This window comes from Paenibacillus pabuli (genome assembly GCF_039831995.1).
GTDB classification, from domain to species: Bacteria; Bacillota; Bacilli; order Paenibacillales; family Paenibacillaceae; genus Paenibacillus; species Paenibacillus pabuli_C.
Genome location: NZ_JBDOIO010000003.1, coordinates 35,921 through 52,046, shown reverse-complemented (window position 1 = coordinate 52,046; position 16,126 = coordinate 35,921). Strand labels below are relative to the sequence as shown.

Here is a 16,126-nt window from a genome sequence, read left to right as displayed (position 1 = left end):
AAAAATACAGATTGGAGCAGCTTTTTTGGACACAAAAAAATCGCCTCCTTGTCTTCATTAGACATAGGGACGATTATCATAACCGTGGTACCACCCAACTTGCATGAACAGATGCTTACGCATTGTCCATACCGCTTTTGGCAATATATCGTTTGCCTGTTCCGCTTGGCATTACCCAAGTACTCCAGAGTGTAATTCGCAGCCCTTGTATGTATCAGGTTCCATCAACCCCTGACTTTCTGTAACAGGGACAAAGCCGCTACTGCGCTCCATCAACGTAATTCATGTATTTAGATTATAGCCAGTATAGCCGAACGTTCAAGCCATTGCAAGAGCCTGTATTCAAACTACAGATAAAAACAGCGAAGGAGACTTCGATCCCTTTTACTATGCCTGAATATGCAGCTTTCCATGATAATACGTATATGCCTTCTCCGCAAGCTGATCCTCGTTGTCCCATAATCGCTGATCCAGTGTATCTAACCTTTGTTCGTCTTCTGCCGTAAGTAAACGGGGAATGTCCCATAATGCAGTCAGCCTTTCATCATCTGCCAAATGCTCTATGCAGCTATACTGTTCCTGAATATTTTTCAGCACCTCGTTCGCATCAATCGTATGTAATGCCCGCAAAACATGAAGGTATGCCTCTTCTCCCCAGTTGCAGAAAAATGAAATGAATCCACCGTTATAAACATCCACTTCTAACACCCATAAGGCAGCTATCTCCTGCTCCTGTGGTGTTAAGCCAGACCATCCCTGTTCATGGTTGTTCTTTTTGTCGACAAAATTCAACGCATATTCATACCATACATCATTGATATCTTGATTAGTCATGCCCTTAATCCCCTCACTTATGCTTCATGCTCTCCAGTACGTGACGTTTACCGGTTTGGTGCCAATGCAAATAGGGTTCTCCCACTTGTTGAAAAGCGTTCGTTACATTTTGGTCCATTTCCTGGTTCACTTCGTTTGTGTATTTCAAGTGTGTGTTGATATTATCAACATTGTATTTCCTCAACATCTCCACATGCACTGCGGTAAAAATGATATCTTCCAGCAGCCAGTAGATAACCATCTCAGTCTGCTTCAACTTTTTCTCCAACATGGGCATTCCACGTTCATAGATAGTGACGATATATATTCCATCTTCCATTTCAACATAAGGTACACCTTCCCATTTGAATGGGTCCAATAGACGGTTAACATATTTATTGCTCTGTTCTTGGGCAAAGTCTGTTCGTGATAAAAGTTCAAGCAGTTTTACCGTTAATTCCTGCTTCGTTAAAACAGCCGACATGGCAACTCACCACCTGCTATTCATCTAATTTGTATTCCACATGGCATGAACATGAAAAAGCTGCCCGTGGCAGCTTCTTCACAATCACAAGGGTGCTCTTACTCATCACAATGTACCTATCATAACTCTTGATTGATTCTTTATCAGCATCACCCATCAGGTTCCGCAAAATGTCCGATAGGTTGGATCACACGTCGTAGGCAATGTAGCGTATTCTTCCTGCTCCGCTGTATGAGCATATGGTTTCTGGAGAACGGCAAGCAGCTGATTCATCAGGCTATAATCCCCATCATTCTCTGCCCGTTCGAGCGCCTCTTCCACTCTATGATTCCGAGGAATTATTGCAGGATTGCTGCTCTTCATCCGTTGCTCCACAGTTTCTTTTGATTCAGACTGCTGGCCCAGTCTGGCTTTCCAGCGCTCGTTCCATTCCGCAAATTCCGGTGCTTCGTTCAGATTCGAGTTTTCCCACTTATCAAAAGTTAAAGCTAAGAACGTATTTGTATAGTCTGCCGAATGCTTTTCCATAAGTTCCAGAAGATCTTTAATCAGCGTTTCATCTTCTGCCTCTTCCGTCAATAATCCCAGCTTGGCACGCATGCCGGACAACCAGTCATGATGATACTGTTCCGAAAACTGGGAAATGGCATCCTGTGCAATCTGTATGGCCACATCTTCATTGTCATGCAATAGCGGAAGCAGTGTCTCCGCAAGACGAGCCAAATTCCAACCCGCAATATAGGGCTGATTACCGTAAGCATAACGACCTTGTGTATCGATTGAACTAAATACTGTGGCCGGGTTATAAGCATCCATAAATGCACAAGGTCCATAATCTATCGTTTCTCCACTGATGGCCATATTATCTGTATTCATCACGCCGTGTATAAACCCAACATTTTGCCATTTCGCTACCAGAGAAGCCTGACGCTTGATGACCTCCCGTAGGAAGTTCAAGTATCGGTTATCATCTGCAGGAATGTTTGGAAAATGCCTTTCCAGCGTGTAGTCCGCCAGTGCTCTTAGTTCATCTACAGAACCCCACCGAGCTGCATACTGAAAGGTTGCCACGCGGATGTGACTGGAGGCGACACGGGTTAATATGGCACCTGGCCGTTCCGTTTCGCGAATAATATGTTCTCCAGTAGTCACAACTGCCAAACTTCGGGTTGTTGGAATACCCAGTGCTTCCATGGCTTCACTGATAATATATTCGCGCAGCATCGGTCCAATCGCCGCACGACCATCCCCTCCTCGGGAGTATGGCGTTCTTCCCGAACCTTTGAGCTGAATGTCCACCCGCTCGCCCTGTGGTGTAATCTGTTCACCCAGCAGCAATGCTCGTCCATCACCAAGCATATTAAAATTGCCAAATTGATGACCTGCATAAGCTTGAGCAAGAGGCTCGGCTCCAGGAGGAGTTTCATTGCCTGCAAAAATAGCTGCCCCTTCCTTGCTGTTCAGCGCTTCAGCATTCAATCCTAAGCTGGCAGCAAGTGCTTCATTTAAGATGACGAGCTCAGGTGATTGCACCGGTACTGCGCCCTGACTCGTATAAAAAGTCTGCGGCAGCCGTGCATAACTATTGTCCAGATTCCAGCCTGCGCTTAGCTTAGCCTTTTCCATGTGAACTCCACTCCTTCTCCTTAACAAAGGAATTCCTCTGTTTGTATTCATGTAGCCTGTGTGAACCAATGCTCATTTATGTAGTCGCATGGAATTTCGAAATGAAGAACATGCCATCTGTTCATAATGAAACTTTAGCATATTTATACGGTGTTTGCATGTTTCATGACGTCCTATAACCAAAAAGCCCCGTTGATTCATCAGGAAGAAGAATGATGGTTCCCATCCCTTCCTACCAATGAATTCAACGTGGGCTTATTCATTTAATCCGTTATAATCCGGTTAAGATTGAATCAGGTATGTGCCTCTTGTGTTCCCGCTACGGGCTGAACAGGCAGACTTTCTTTTTTGAAACCGAGGTTGAAAAAGACATTAAGCAGTATGGCTGACAGACTTCCCGTGATAATCCCATCGCTCACAATAATCCGAACGCTTTGAGGCAGCTGGGCAAACAGGTCTGGTACGGCTGTAACACCAAGCCCGAGCGAAACCGAACAAGCGACGATTAACAGGTTGGATTGCTTGCCAAAATCGACGGTTTGCAGCATTTTGATCCCGGATGACACGACCATGCCGAACAGAACGACCGTCGCTCCGCCTAATACAGCACTTGGAATAATGGTTGCAAAAGCAGCTACCTTCGGTATGAGTCCGAGGAAGACCAGAATGCCTCCGGCTGCAACGACAACATTCGTTGTTTTCACCTTGGACAGTTGAACGAGCCCGACATTCTGAGCAAATGTGTTGTACGGAAAGGCATTGAATATACCTCCAAGTACAAAAGCCAAGCCCTCTGCGCGATAACCGCGCGCCAGATCCTTCTCATTTATGGGCTGATCGCATATCTTGCTCAAAGCCATAAACACACCCGTCGACTCTATAATCACAACGGTTCCTACAATAATCATGGTAATAATCGGGCCAAGCTCGAATGTTGGCATTCCAAAATAAAAGGGTTGTGGCAAGTGGAACCATGACGCTTCCTGTACAGGGGAGAAATTCACTTTTCCCATAAGAGCGGCAATGAGTGTTCCCATGATAATGCCGATCAGGACGGCAAGCGATTTAACGAAACCACGAGCATATCGGTTCAGCACCAAAATAAAGAGCAGTACCCCGAATGAAAGGGCCAGATTGTCCAAGCTTCCGAAATTCTCACTGTTAGCCCCGCCAGCCATATTCTTGATTCCGGTAGGGATAAGCGCAAGACCAATAATGGTTACAACGGTACCGATCACAACGGGAGGGAACAATTTAACGATTTTGCTGAAAAATACAGCACAGATGACGATAAATAACCCGGCTGTTATGATAGACCCATAAATGGCTGGAATGCCATATTGCGATCCGATGGCAATCATGGGTGTAACGGCTACGAAAGAACTTCCAAGTACCGCCGGCAAACCAATGCCCAGATACTTCCCTTTTCGAGCCTGCAGCCATGTCGCCACACCACATGTTAGCAGGTCAATGGACACCAGATACGCCAGCTGCTCTGCAGTCAGATTTAATGCTCTTCCCACAAGCAAAGGTACCAGAATTGCCCCGGCATACATTGCCAATACATGTTGAATTCCCAGTGAAAAAATTCTCATCTTTTTCGTTTCGTTCATCCGCACTGCCCCCCGAAATTAGAATCAAGCTAAGACGTTCAATAATCATGTTATGTTGATTCACATTATATAAACTATTTCGGGAAGTTCCATGATTCATGAACGATAATTGTTATAGGAGATAAAGAAATCGCATCGTTTTGGGCGCTTTAAACAAAACACCCAATTATATATGTAACAATACCTAACACAACTGCCTTTTGTGGTGAATTGTAGGAAAAAATTAAAAAGCCAGCACGCATTGTGCCAGCCTGATTCGCATTCGTTATTACGGTTAAATCCGTAGATACTTTTGTTTTCAAATTCATGATCTTATTTATATCCATACTCCTGTCTTCCGCTTCATTCCCATCTTATTTCGAAGGGATCGGGAAGTCCGTTACAATGACATTTTCTATCCATCCGTCAAGAGAAGCTACAAATGCCTGATGGGCGGGATGCGGACCATATGCACGCAATGCTTCCTGACTTTCAAACGTCACCCTTAATCCAAGTGTGAATCCCTGAATACGATCTGTTTCTTCCGTTACATTGATTCCAGCAGTGAGATCGATGATCCCGGGAATTTTGTCCTGCAAAGCGAGCAGTTGCGAGACAAACTCCTGTTGTTTTGACGGTGTAATTTTATCGTTGAATTTGAATACGACCAGATGTTCGAACATGAGATTCCATCTCCCTCGTTACAAAATGTTGATCTGCGACTCATCTCAAATTTTATATGTTTATTCTACACGTTGCAATTCGCATACCTATATCGCTTTTCCTTCAAACGCAGAAAAGACGCGTCCAAAGTCAGACTTGGTCTGACATGACGCGCCTCTTTGCAAACCACAATGAGGTCTAGTGCTTTAACGCTCTGCTTTGAACATGGTGAAGGAGCTTCTGCAACCATGCAATATTGCTCTCAATCGTGTGATAAGCGTGATCCCTCATCAACCACAGCGCATCCATTAGATCCTCACTTACATCGATTTCCTCTGGCTTCTGCTGTTCGATATACTCGATTTTCTTTCTCTGTTTCACAATAATATCTTCAATAAGGTAAGCGATCTTCTGATTATCCACTTTATCCAGATTAACCAGGGCCGTATATAGGGACTGGATGGTCGTAAACTTCTGAAACACTTTATAAATACTCTCTTCCAGTGCGATGCGTCCTTGATCAGTTATCCCATACATCGTCTTGTCTGGTCTATTCTCACTCTGGATCGTTTCAATCTTCTTGATTAGACCCTTCTTATGCAAAACTTCAAAATTGTAATAGATCGTGCCTTCCGTAATTCTGGCCTCGGTCTGATCCAAATGTTTGCCTATTTGCTTCTTAATATCATAGGGATAACAATTCCCCTCACTTAATGCACCGAGAATAAATATTTGAATCGACATGTGACTGCCCCCATTCTGCTCTTACAAAGGGCAAAGCTTCTTGCCGAAAGTCGCCAGGCCCTTTTATTTCTTATTTTAAACGATAGCGGGCTGTTGTGAAGACTCTTGCACAAGTTCTGTTTGCTTGGCGTTTTTGAAATGGTGAATAGCTGCATTGAGAACGAAGGCTGCCAGTCCAACCAACGCTAGTCCAATCGCATAATGGGCCGTTCTGCCACCGCCAAAGAGAATATTGTAATCCAAATGCGTGGAATAGAACATCGGCGTGATTTGGCTGACAAATTTGAAATATCCCGGCATCATCTCCGGTGACATGGACGTACCATTGGCAATGGACTGACTGAGTACAAACACCATGTTGATCAGCATACCTCCTTGGCCAAGAAGCATGATGAAGATACTTGTAAACTCAATCGACACGAACAATTGCAGGCTGTGGACAAGCCACATTTTCAGAAACACTTCCATACCATATCCTTGAACCATGAAGTAGATGCCTATTCCAACCAGAGGAGCAATCAGAGAAATGAGCAGGTTCGTACCTCGCAGGGCAAAAAAAGCTTTCCATTTTCCCATTTGGGCACGCAGCTGCTGCATCCCGCCAACGCTCTGCATGGCATAGATCATGGCTCCAACGTACAGCGCCATCGTAATGAACATCGGTGCCATCTGATTTTGCATGCCGGCAGGCTGCGGATTACTCATGACGATATTGGACGAGACCTTGCCAGTGGTTGATTCCACAATCTGCTTGGATTGCTCTTCTGGAACCTGCATTCCGTTTAATACCGCTTCGAAGCTTTGAGCCTGAACCTGGGCGCTGATCTGGGCGGTTATTTCTGTTGCTACATTTTTCATCGAACTGGTAATCGTGGTTGGGTTAGATTCATTAATCAAATATTCCAGCTGCGCTTTGCCGTTCTGTTCAGACAGTTTCTCCGTAAAATCACCAGGTATACGTATAACCATATGAATATCGCGGTCCTCCAGCCCCGTCTTCGCCTGTTCCAGCGACTCATCGGTAACGATATGGAACGGAAGCTGCTCCTGCAGCTTCTGAACGAATTCAGTACCCGATTGTGGGTCCTCATTCACGATGGCCACGGTAAGATTCGTTACATTTTTGGGGATGGCGCTATATCCGGACATGAAAACGGTCAGCATCACAATCTGATAAAACACAATCATGAATATCCCCGCTTTGACTCCTTTATGCTTTAGCATGCTTTTCACTCACTACTCCACCTAATCATTATAATTTAAACTACTTGAATTAAAGTACTCTTGTTTGTTATATTTGTCAATGACCCCAACTAAGGAGGTAAGATGAATGAAGAAGAGCACCATCATTTCTCTGTCTGAAATCACGAAATTCCAATCGAAAGAAGAAGAGTTTAGCCCCTATCGTTGGTATCGCCACATGCTCAAGCAGGAACCTGTCGTCTACAATGAGGAGACGGATTCCTGGCATGTGTTCAAGTATGACTTGGTCAAAACCGTGTTGAACGATCATGAACATTTCTCCAGTGTACGAAAAAGATCGATTGTTAACGTGGGATATTCGAGTGAGGGAGAAGGCGCAGATAACGAGCATCACATTCCGGACAAGCTGGATATTCACAACGTGGATCCTCCGGAACACCGCAAGAGAAGATCACTATTGGCAAGTGCATTTACACCAAGAAGTCTCAAACTTTGGGAACCGCGTATTCAGGCAGTAGCCGACGAATTAGTCGCGGAATTCTCCCAGCTTCCCGAGGTGGATATTGTAAAAGCCTACACAAGTATGTTTCCAGTGATCATCATGTCTGATCTGCTCGGCATCCCTTCCAAAGACCGGCTCTTGTTCAAGGAATGGGTAGATATCCTCTTCATGCCAACAACGGATGCAACCTTTAACCGAATCAATGAAATGAAGAAAATTGCTGGTCAGCAATATTTTGAATACCTTTATCCTTTTGTTGTGTCCAAACGGACTAATCTTGCCGAGGATATTATTTCGGACCTGATTCAGGTCGAGGTGGATGGTGAGCATTTCACGGATGAGGAGATTGTACGCACAACCATGTTTATTCTGGGGGCAGGAATAGAAACGACAAGCAACCTGCTCGCCAACTCGTTCTATGCACTGCTCTATGATAAGCCTGAACTGTACACGGAGCTTAGAAACAATCCAGAGCTTGTTGGAAATGCAGTGGAAGAAATGCTGCGCTATCGTTTCCATATCAGTAAAATGGACCGCATGGTCAAGGCGAATAATAATCTGCTTGGTGTTGAACTCAAAAAAGGAGACGCAATCGTGGCCTGGATGAGTGCAGCCAATATGGATGAGGACATGTTCGAGGATCCGTTCACATTGAATATCCATCGTCCGAACAATAATAAACAGCTCGCTTTTGGCTTTGGCACACACTTCTGCCTGGGTGCACCTCTGGCTAGGCTGGAAGCCAAAATTGTATTGACAACGTTTCTGCAAACCTTCACAAGCATTGAACCAGTCAGCGGATTTATTCTGGAAGATCACCTGACCCCATCTGCAGCAGGTCAATCTCTGACAAGCCTTCCCATGAAGTTATATACGTAGTACTCTATAGATGGACAACCGTAAAAGAGCAGGGAATCTGCTCTTTTTTCTGCTGCTGCCCTGCTATTTATGGCATGCGAAGGAGCAATATCGTCCAAGAACCTTCCTTCTTTTCATATTATAATGACAAGAACTTACGAGAAAGAAGGTGCACCATGAACCGCGAAGTAAGAACCGTTGTATTTGATACCGATCTACGGCTTGAAGCTTATCAATTCCAAGGAATCATGCAGAAATTCCCCAATCACTTTCATGACTATTATGTCATTGGTTTTATTGAGCAGGGCAAACGACATCTGGTATGTAATAATCAGGAGTATGTGCTGAATACAGGTGACATGATCGTTTTTAATCCTCATGACCCTCATGCCTGTGAACAGATTGACGGAAGAACGCTCGATTATCGCTGTATTAACATCCAGCCTGAGGTCATGAGAGAATACACACGAGAAATTACCGCACAAGATTATTTGCCGCGCTTCACGGCACCGGTTCTCTATCAACACGAACTTGTTGGCTCTTTGCATGACCTTCATTTGATGATTTTGGAGGAGCAATCCGATTTTGGCAAAGAAGAACTGTTGCTCTTGCTGTTGGAACAGCTGCTTCGGGATTATGCGGATGCTGAATCGCCCATCTCTTCTCAGGATGTCACGACCGAGATCAAGCGTATTTGCGAATACATAGAGTCTCACTACATGGAAAGTATATCGCTGAATGAGTTAGCCGAGTTAAGTGGAATGAGCAAATATCACCTGGTTCGTGTATTTACTCACCAAAAAGGCATCTCACCTTATCGTTATCTGGAAACCATTCGTATTAACCAGGCCAAGCGCTTATTGGAACAAGGACAGCTGCCGATTGACGTATCCGCCAGGACAGGATTCAGCGATCAAAGCCATTTTACGAACTTTTTCAAAAAACTTATCGGCTTGACGCCCAAACAATATCGCCGGATCTTTAACCACGAAGTTGACTCCAATCGGCTGCAGGACCGTGTTTTACGATGACTCAAAACCAAAATACGGTTGGTCACCTGCTCGCCTTGTGTACCATTTTAATCTGGGGGACCACCTTTATCTCCACTAAAATTCTGCTCATCGACTTTACACCTGTGGAAATTTTGTTTTTCCGTTTTTTGATTGGATATGTGGTGTTGTTCCTGATCTACCCACGTGTGATGCGGGTATCATCGATTCGGGAAGAGATCCTTTTTATGGCGGCCGGACTGTGTGGAGTCACCTTGTATTTTTTGATTGAAAATATCGCGCTTGTATACACACTGGCTTCCAACGCAGGTGTCATTGTTTCTATCGCCCCTTTCTTCACCGCGCTGCTTGCGCATTTCTTCCTGAAGGATGAGCCGTTATCCCAGCGTTTTATCATCGGTTTTGGTGTTGCTATGACAGGGATTGTACTTATCGCGTTTAATGGGACTTTCAAGCTGCAGCTGAATCCGCTGGGCGATCTGCTTGCTTTTGTAGCCCCTGCCGTATGGGCGATCTATTCCGTTCTTATGCGTAAAATAGGCGAGCTTCGCTATCACACCATTGGTGCGACACGCAAAATATTCTTTTACGGGCTTTTATTCATGCTCCCTGCCTTGTTCCTGTTCGACTTCCGTTTCAACCTGGAGCGGTTAGCCGACCTGACCAACCTTTCCAATCTGCTTTTTCTCGGGGTAGGCGCCTCTGCGTTGTGTTTTGTAACCTGGAATAGGGCGGTAAGCCTGCTGGGTGCGGTCAAAACTAGCGTTTACATTTATTTGGTGCCTGTCATCACATTGCTGGCCTCTGCACTGCTGCTGCATGAACCCATCACTTGGATCACCATGCTTGGTGCTGTGTTAACGCTCCTGGGTTCAACCCTCTCAGAACGAAAAGTTCGCAAGCGTGTCCGCGGGTCGAAGTTGTCCGAGATCCATTAAACTCTTGTCATTGGGACGCAAAGAAAGGCACATCCATTCAGGATTGGTGCCTTCTTTGCAATGACTTATCTCTTTTGCGCAAAAATGTTATTCCCTCTAACTAGGGGGAATTGCCTATTTCAGCCTGGCTAGCAGCGTATTCAGTTCATGCTTCTCCAAATGTCTCCATTGTCCTCGTTCCAGCTGATCCAGCGTTAAATTCATAATTCGGATGCGCTCGAGTTTCAGTACTCTGTATCCCAGGGCTTTGCACATTCTGCGAATTTGCAGGTTAAGCCCCTGAGTCAGAATGATTCGAAACACATTCTCGCTGTGGCGAACGACCTCGCATGGTTTGGTTACCACGCCCAGAATCTCCACCCCTTGGGACATGGCTCTTAAGAATTCGTCTGTCACAGGTTTATCCACGGTCACCACGTACTCTTTCTCATGATTATGCTCTGAACGCATCATTTTGTTGACAATCTCTCCATCGTTCGTAAGCAAAATCAACCCCTCCGAGGCTTTATCCAGCCTTCCTACGGCAAAAATGCGTGATGGATAATTTACATACTGTATAATATTCCCCTCGACCTGTTGTGCTGCCGTACATACAATACCTATCGGTTTGTTCAAAACCAGGTATACAGGTTGACGATCAACCTGAGGAATGTCCTTACCATCAATCAGAACGATATCTTCTGATTCAACCTCGGCCCCTTTTACACATACCTTACCATTAATCGTAATACGTCCGGCTGCAATGAAGCGGTCAGTCTCCCTCCGTGAGCAGAAACCCGTTTCACTTATGTATTTATTAATTCGCATGTTCCACCGCTTCTCATCTGTAATATTGCCATCATCTCACTTATAATGAAATGAAGCAATGAAGTTTATGCGAAAGTACTTAGGACAAGCAACTAAACTTTGGGGAGAGACTCATGGACAAAAAATGCATGAGAGTACTTAAAAAGCTGTATCTGCATGCCAATGGCAAGTACGACAGGGAGCGTCAAGTGATGGTATATCAAACCGATACACTCACTGCTGCCGAACAAGAAGTATTACTTACGCACGGCTGGGTACCGAATGATCTGGAGTTGATTACCCATGATGAGATCATTCAAAAATTAATCGATTTGCAGCAAAATGAACATCTATCCTGGACCACAATCACCAATGCATTTGTGGCGGGTGTAGGTGGAAGTTACCCTCGAGGCATAACTACACTAGGAAGCTATCATATGATGATTCACATGCAGCACCATGCTTATGAAGAAGCGAAACAATTCCATTGTTGTAAATACTGCGGTTTAAGCCGTAGCAGCAATGACGCATGGGATAATTTGTCCTTTATTCGCTATGCCGTTCACTTGGGACACGATTACAGCTCGAATAGTTTAGGGACATATGCTGATTTGACAGAGCTAGTTTCCCTACTTGAACATGAATCCATTACACCGAGTGAAGAGGACATTCACACCTTCAATCAACTGCTTCATAGTTTGGATCAGGCAGAGAGCGAGGAATCTCCGGGAAAATACGAGAAACGGCTCACAGCCGAGAAATTGATCAAAGGACAGGCTGGCATCCGCCGCGGCATATTGAAATCTTTATCCAGAGTAGGTGTTCTGCCGAACCAGATTCTCTCCCTTAGTCCCGATCACTGGACCAATATAGAAGAGCTGCTGAATGCCGAGTTACTGCTCAACAATACGAAAGGCCGCTCCGACATGGAGATGCCATGGGCCGGGTGGCAGGGTAAACTTGGCGTTGATTGGGACAAGGCCCGTCAGCTTTTTGGAAATATGATCTTACATCATTCCTAATCGTAAAAAACAACCCAAACAGCTTCAATTCGATGAATTGAAACCGTTTGGGTTCGCTTGCTGCAATTGTTTTTGAACATGCATTTCTTAGAAAATGTCTAAACTGAAATATCCAGACTACTTCCCAGATTCGGATGTGGGGCTGGAACTGATTTTAACATTTCCGTAAGCTGTTGACCTTGTTGTTCTGCCATGTTTTTCGACAATGACATCACCTGTAAACTCGCTGACTGCGCCAGCGACGTTTGACTCATGGCCATTGATAATGCTGCAATATCCATGTTCTGCACTCCTTTATGTATCTAGTAAATGAGCGTACCTAATATATATCGGATATTGCACATGAATTATGTAATCTAACGCACGCCATGATCCGATTCAGGAGGGAGGATCTCAAGAAGGTTAAAACTGAATCAAGCCATACTTCACAAAACTGTGATACAGCCCGTCCTCCTCAATGGTCCCAGTCATGTCATCGGCAATGGCTTTCAGACCCGGCTTTGCATTACCCATGGCAATACCCACATTGCAAAACTCCAGCATCTCCGCGTCATTCATGCCGTCCCCGATGGCCAATGTGTCTTCACGAGACATGCCCAGATGTTCCAACAGATCTGCAATCGCAATCGCTTTGTGTATGCCAGGAATCATAAGTTCCCCGCTTCCCTCACCAAAGATGGGTACGGTGCATTGGATAACCTCGAATTTGCCCTGAAACTCCTGCTTGATCCGATCGAATGGAACCACAGCACTTTCCAGAAAACAAACCTTATTGACATCATCCTTATATAAGTCAGTTTCACCGTAAGTCAGTCCCGCAATAAAGGGATGTGGCTTCTGTTCCTTTTTCGCTCTGGCTGTCGGATCATTCTCCACATCACCATAAATACGACGTTCCAGATGAGGCTGAAGCTTGGCACTGGCATATAAAGCCGAATTCGATTCCAGATAGAAATCAATCTCATGTTCATTGAAAAAATCGACCATATGCCGAACATCTTCAGCCGTTACCTTTTTATGATATAGTACGTCATTGCCAAATTCCACGTATCCGCCACCTGCACCAATCAGTCCGTCGAATCCGACGTCCCAGATGGAATCATAGATCTCCGCCTTGGAACGCCCTGTGCACAAATAAAGCAGATGTCCATTGGCACGTGCCTGCCTGCAAGCCTTCTGAGCTGAAACAGGTATGTTCCCATCATCATCCACAAGTGTGCCATCAATATCGATAAAGACTATCTTACGTGTCCGTGTGTTCATCTGAATCTGCCCCCCATTATGTCTCAAGCCATGTTGTATCCATCCATTCATGCCAAAATACTTATTCCTTTATGATTTCCCAACGAGCCGGTCTTAGCACATAAACAGCATAGTGAAATTACGGATTCCGAGGGGTTCGTTGATCAATTAATTTCTCCAAAAATTCGGCGAAGGAGTCCGCATACACTTCAGGCTCGCCATTAAAATAATCCAGCCGCATAACCTTGTATTCCCCACGGTCATCAGCGATTCGTGTATCAAAGTAGTAATACTCGTCCTCATCCGGAATAAACAGTTCCAACTTGCCTTCCTGCTTCGCCTGTTCATCAGCAAGCCGGTATATGTACAGAATATCCGTGTCTGCATATTCTCGGTCCTCTGGAGGCGCAACGGTTAGAATTTCTGTGCCGCTTAACATCGCCTGGCCATAATTCAGGAGCCACCAGCGATAGGAAGGAGGCAATGCGAAGCCTAGTTCCTGTTCTACTTCGATAATCCAGCTCTCCTGAACCTGATGATTGGGGAACCAGCGTATAGCCTCGGTATGCTTCAGTTTTTCAATCAGACTTGTCAACATAGATACATCTCTCCGATCTCAGGCGTTTTCGATTTGAGCGTTACCAACTGTGCTCGTTTGCTTGCTTTGACTTGATCATTGCTAGCTTCTTTACAGTAAAGATCACTTCTCAGCTGGCTTCTCCATATGCACAATTTGCCACTCATTATGCTCTTCGGTCACAATTGTAAATCCTTGACGTTCCCAGAAATCCACGGCCCCAGGCAAGAAACGGTGGGTATGTAGATATAACATGGTGTACGGCATTTCTCTTACCACACGCTCCAGCTCTTTTATCAAAAGTGAACCAATACCGTATCTGCGATAGACAGGATCGACATAACATTTTACAATTTCAGCTGCGGATTGATCCGGATACCGACCTTCGATCACCTGAATCCGACCATCATATGGCAAAGTACCGATGGAGCCTACAATGCCCGCTTCCTCCGTTACAGCTACCAGAAAGACCGCACCCGCTGTCTCCATATAATGTTCTCTAAATTGCGCCAGATCCACAGGTATCTGTTCATGATTCATCATTGGGAATACTTCTCTGCGGACACGCATGGCAAAATCAACTGCTTGCTCAATCTGATGGAGCTGAACCTTCATTATTTTGGGCACCGTCTGAAGCTGTGTCACAATATTTTCATTCCTATCCTATAGATTAGAGCTTGGCTTATAGCAACTACCCGAACCCGCATTCTTGGTGAGCTCGCTCTCTTCCATCATCTTACCTAATTTAATTTCTTCTATCAATCTAGCTGCACTCCTATCCAAAATGATAGAAAGCCCGCGCGATTTGAGAGACTCTGCATACGATAAGACGTGTTACCAAATCAAACTCACAAGGGGGAAAAAGCGATGTGGCTATGGCTGGGTATCTCTGCTGCATTTCTGCTCATGCTGGGATTTGTATATCGTTACGTAGAAGATATCCTTGAAACGCGAAAGTTTCATCCCCATGCTCCCAAGCAGCTCTTGATCAAATTTAAAGACGGCACCACGGCAGATCAAATGCACACTCTGCATAAAAAAGGAAGATGCAAAGTTGCCGAAACTTATGAGGATCTCGGCTGGTATCGGGTAGAATCAAACAGAATCATGCATCGCATGCTCAAGAACTATAAGGATCATGAACTCATTGAACATGTAGAACCCAATTACTTCGTTCAGGCATCCTATACCCCGAATGACCCCTACTTCCCTTATCAGAATAACCTGCAAAAGATTAACGCACCTGCGGCTTGGGATATTAGCCAAAGCAACAGCTCCATCAAAATTGCCATTATTGATACCGGAGTGCAGCTAAACCACCCCGAGCTTGCCAGCAAGCTCCTTCCAGGTTATGACTATGTCAGCTATGACGCCATTCCCGAGGATGGAAACGGACACGGCACACATGTGGCCGGAATTGCGGCTTCCGTCACGAATAATGGAGCTGGCATCGCTGGCGTTGCTCCGCTTGCGTCCATCGTACCCATTCGTGTTCTGGATGATAGCGGAATGGGAACCATGGGCAATGTCGGAAACGGGCTGGTCTATGCTGCCAACAATGGTATACAAGTTGTCAATTTGAGCCTAGGCGGACCTGTCAGCGATGCCTTTTTGCAGGCTGCAGTACAGTATGCCTGGGACCGCGGAGCAGTCATTATTGCCGCTGCCGGAAATGACAACACTTCGTATCCAATCGTACCCGCTTCCTATCCCAACGTCATCGCGGTCGCTTCCACCAATGCTTCCGATCTGAAATCGAATTTCTCCAATTACGGTGCATGGGTTGACATGGCTGCTCCCGGAGACAGCATATTGTCCACATACCTCGGCAGCTCGTACGCATATATGAGCGGTACATCAATGGCTGCCCCACAGGTCGCAGGTGCGGCTGCCTTGCTTGCTGCCCAAGGCAAAACCAATGCCCAGATCCGCGATGCATTGTGCTTTGCCTCCGATCCCGTATCCGGTTCCGGGGTCTATTGGCAGTATGGCAGGCTAAATGCACAACGGAGTCTGCAAGTCCCTTAATTAATTCTCTTATATGAACATTTATAGGTCAATTTTCC

The 16,126-nt window shown here is 45.3% G+C and carries 17 protein-coding genes and 1 other annotated feature; of the genes, 5 read left to right on the top strand and 12 right to left on the bottom strand.

Going from position 1 to position 16,126, the window contains the following annotated elements; all coding sequences use genetic code 11:
• Nucleotides 1–62: 62 nt before the first annotated feature.
• Nucleotides 63–285 (bottom strand) — a binding site (T-box leader).
• A 102-nt stretch (nucleotides 286–387) separates the two neighbouring features.
• From ABGV42_RS02570 to ABGV42_RS02540, 7 genes are all read right to left on the bottom strand, one after another.
• Nucleotides 388–834 carry a DMP19 family protein gene (locus ABGV42_RS02570; RefSeq protein WP_347380245.1) on the bottom strand — a complete coding sequence of 149 codons (447 nt, stop codon included), beginning with the start codon at nucleotides 832–834 and terminating at the stop codon, nucleotides 388–390.
• Nucleotides 835–847: 13 nt separating this feature from the next.
• Nucleotides 848–1,297 carry an Imm63 family immunity protein gene (locus tag ABGV42_RS02565; protein ID WP_347380244.1) on the bottom strand — a complete coding sequence of 150 codons (450 nt, stop codon included), beginning with the start codon at nucleotides 1,295–1,297 and terminating at the stop codon, nucleotides 848–850.
• 156 nt (nucleotides 1,298–1,453) lie between these two features.
• The gene (locus ABGV42_RS02560) at nucleotides 1,454–2,923 is read right to left on the bottom strand and encodes a protein adenylyltransferase SelO (RefSeq protein ID WP_347380243.1); all 1,470 of its coding nucleotides are present in this window, start codon (nucleotides 2,921–2,923) and stop codon (nucleotides 1,454–1,456) included.
• Between the two features lie 293 nt (nucleotides 2,924–3,216).
• The gene (locus ABGV42_RS02555) at nucleotides 3,217–4,536 is read right to left on the bottom strand and encodes a nucleobase:cation symporter-2 family protein (RefSeq protein WP_347380242.1); all 1,320 of its coding nucleotides are present in this window, start codon (nucleotides 4,534–4,536) and stop codon (nucleotides 3,217–3,219) included.
• 353 nt (nucleotides 4,537–4,889) lie between these two features.
• The gene (locus tag ABGV42_RS02550; RefSeq protein WP_347380241.1) at nucleotides 4,890–5,198 is read right to left on the bottom strand and encodes a Dabb family protein; all 309 of its coding nucleotides are present in this window, start codon (nucleotides 5,196–5,198) and stop codon (nucleotides 4,890–4,892) included.
• Between the two features lie 178 nt (nucleotides 5,199–5,376).
• Nucleotides 5,377–5,922: a PadR family transcriptional regulator gene (locus ABGV42_RS02545; RefSeq protein ID WP_347380240.1), complete on the bottom strand. Its 546-nt coding sequence runs from the start codon at nucleotides 5,920–5,922 to the stop codon at nucleotides 5,377–5,379.
• A gap of 75 nt (nucleotides 5,923–5,997) precedes the next feature.
• Nucleotides 5,998–7,146 carry a YhgE/Pip domain-containing protein gene (locus ABGV42_RS02540; RefSeq protein WP_347383118.1) on the bottom strand — a complete coding sequence of 383 codons (1,149 nt, stop codon included), beginning with the start codon at nucleotides 7,144–7,146 and terminating at the stop codon, nucleotides 5,998–6,000.
• Nucleotides 7,147–7,252: 106 nt separating this feature from the next.
• On the opposite strand from ABGV42_RS02540, the gene ABGV42_RS02535 reads away from it, so the two are divergent.
• The 3 genes from ABGV42_RS02535 (at nucleotide 7,253) to ABGV42_RS02525 (ending at nucleotide 10,433) form a co-directional block, all read left to right on the top strand.
• On the top strand, nucleotides 7,253–8,506 hold the full coding sequence (locus ABGV42_RS02535; RefSeq protein ID WP_347380239.1) for a cytochrome P450: 1,254 nt from the start codon (nucleotides 7,253–7,255) through the stop codon (nucleotides 8,504–8,506).
• Between the two features lie 155 nt (nucleotides 8,507–8,661).
• Nucleotides 8,662–9,516 carry an AraC family transcriptional regulator gene (locus tag ABGV42_RS02530; RefSeq protein ID WP_347380238.1) on the top strand — a complete coding sequence of 285 codons (855 nt, stop codon included), beginning with the start codon at nucleotides 8,662–8,664 and terminating at the stop codon, nucleotides 9,514–9,516.
• On the top strand, nucleotides 9,513–10,433 hold the full coding sequence (locus ABGV42_RS02525; RefSeq protein WP_347380237.1) for a DMT family transporter: 921 nt from the start codon (nucleotides 9,513–9,515) through the stop codon (nucleotides 10,431–10,433). Before ABGV42_RS02530 ends, ABGV42_RS02525 begins: the two co-directional genes overlap by 4 nt.
• A gap of 114 nt (nucleotides 10,434–10,547) precedes the next feature.
• On the opposite strand, the gene ABGV42_RS02520 is transcribed toward ABGV42_RS02525, so the two are convergent.
• Nucleotides 10,548–11,240, bottom strand: a complete 693-nt coding sequence (locus tag ABGV42_RS02520; protein WP_347380236.1) for a pseudouridine synthase — start codon at nucleotides 11,238–11,240, stop codon at nucleotides 10,548–10,550.
• A gap of 113 nt (nucleotides 11,241–11,353) precedes the next feature.
• On the opposite strand from ABGV42_RS02520, the gene ABGV42_RS02515 reads away from it, so the two are divergent.
• Nucleotides 11,354–12,241 (top strand): hypothetical protein, encoded by an 888-nt coding sequence (locus ABGV42_RS02515; RefSeq protein WP_347380235.1) that lies wholly within the window; start codon nucleotides 11,354–11,356, stop codon nucleotides 12,239–12,241.
• Nucleotides 12,242–12,339: 98 nt separating this feature from the next.
• Here ABGV42_RS02515 and ABGV42_RS02510 read toward each other — a convergent pair whose 3' ends face one another.
• From ABGV42_RS02510 to ABGV42_RS02495, 4 genes are all read right to left on the bottom strand, one after another.
• The gene (locus tag ABGV42_RS02510; protein ID WP_095357337.1) at nucleotides 12,340–12,522 is read right to left on the bottom strand and encodes a YjfB family protein; all 183 of its coding nucleotides are present in this window, start codon (nucleotides 12,520–12,522) and stop codon (nucleotides 12,340–12,342) included.
• Between the two features lie 121 nt (nucleotides 12,523–12,643).
• Nucleotides 12,644–13,504, bottom strand: coding sequence for a Cof-type HAD-IIB family hydrolase (locus tag ABGV42_RS02505; RefSeq protein ID WP_347380234.1), 861 nt, complete (start codon nucleotides 13,502–13,504; stop codon nucleotides 12,644–12,646).
• 118 nt (nucleotides 13,505–13,622) lie between these two features.
• Nucleotides 13,623–14,081 carry an SMI1/KNR4 family protein gene (locus ABGV42_RS02500; protein WP_347380233.1) on the bottom strand — a complete coding sequence of 153 codons (459 nt, stop codon included), beginning with the start codon at nucleotides 14,079–14,081 and terminating at the stop codon, nucleotides 13,623–13,625.
• 102 nt (nucleotides 14,082–14,183) lie between these two features.
• The gene (locus tag ABGV42_RS02495) at nucleotides 14,184–14,705 is read right to left on the bottom strand and encodes a GNAT family N-acetyltransferase (RefSeq protein WP_347380232.1); all 522 of its coding nucleotides are present in this window, start codon (nucleotides 14,703–14,705) and stop codon (nucleotides 14,184–14,186) included.
• A 222-nt stretch (nucleotides 14,706–14,927) separates the two neighbouring features.
• Between ABGV42_RS02495 and ABGV42_RS02490 the strand changes: the two genes are divergently transcribed.
• Nucleotides 14,928–16,088 carry a S8 family peptidase gene (locus ABGV42_RS02490; protein ID WP_347380231.1) on the top strand — a complete coding sequence of 387 codons (1,161 nt, stop codon included), beginning with the start codon at nucleotides 14,928–14,930 and terminating at the stop codon, nucleotides 16,086–16,088.
• The last annotated feature ends 38 nt before the right edge of the window (nucleotides 16,089–16,126 follow it).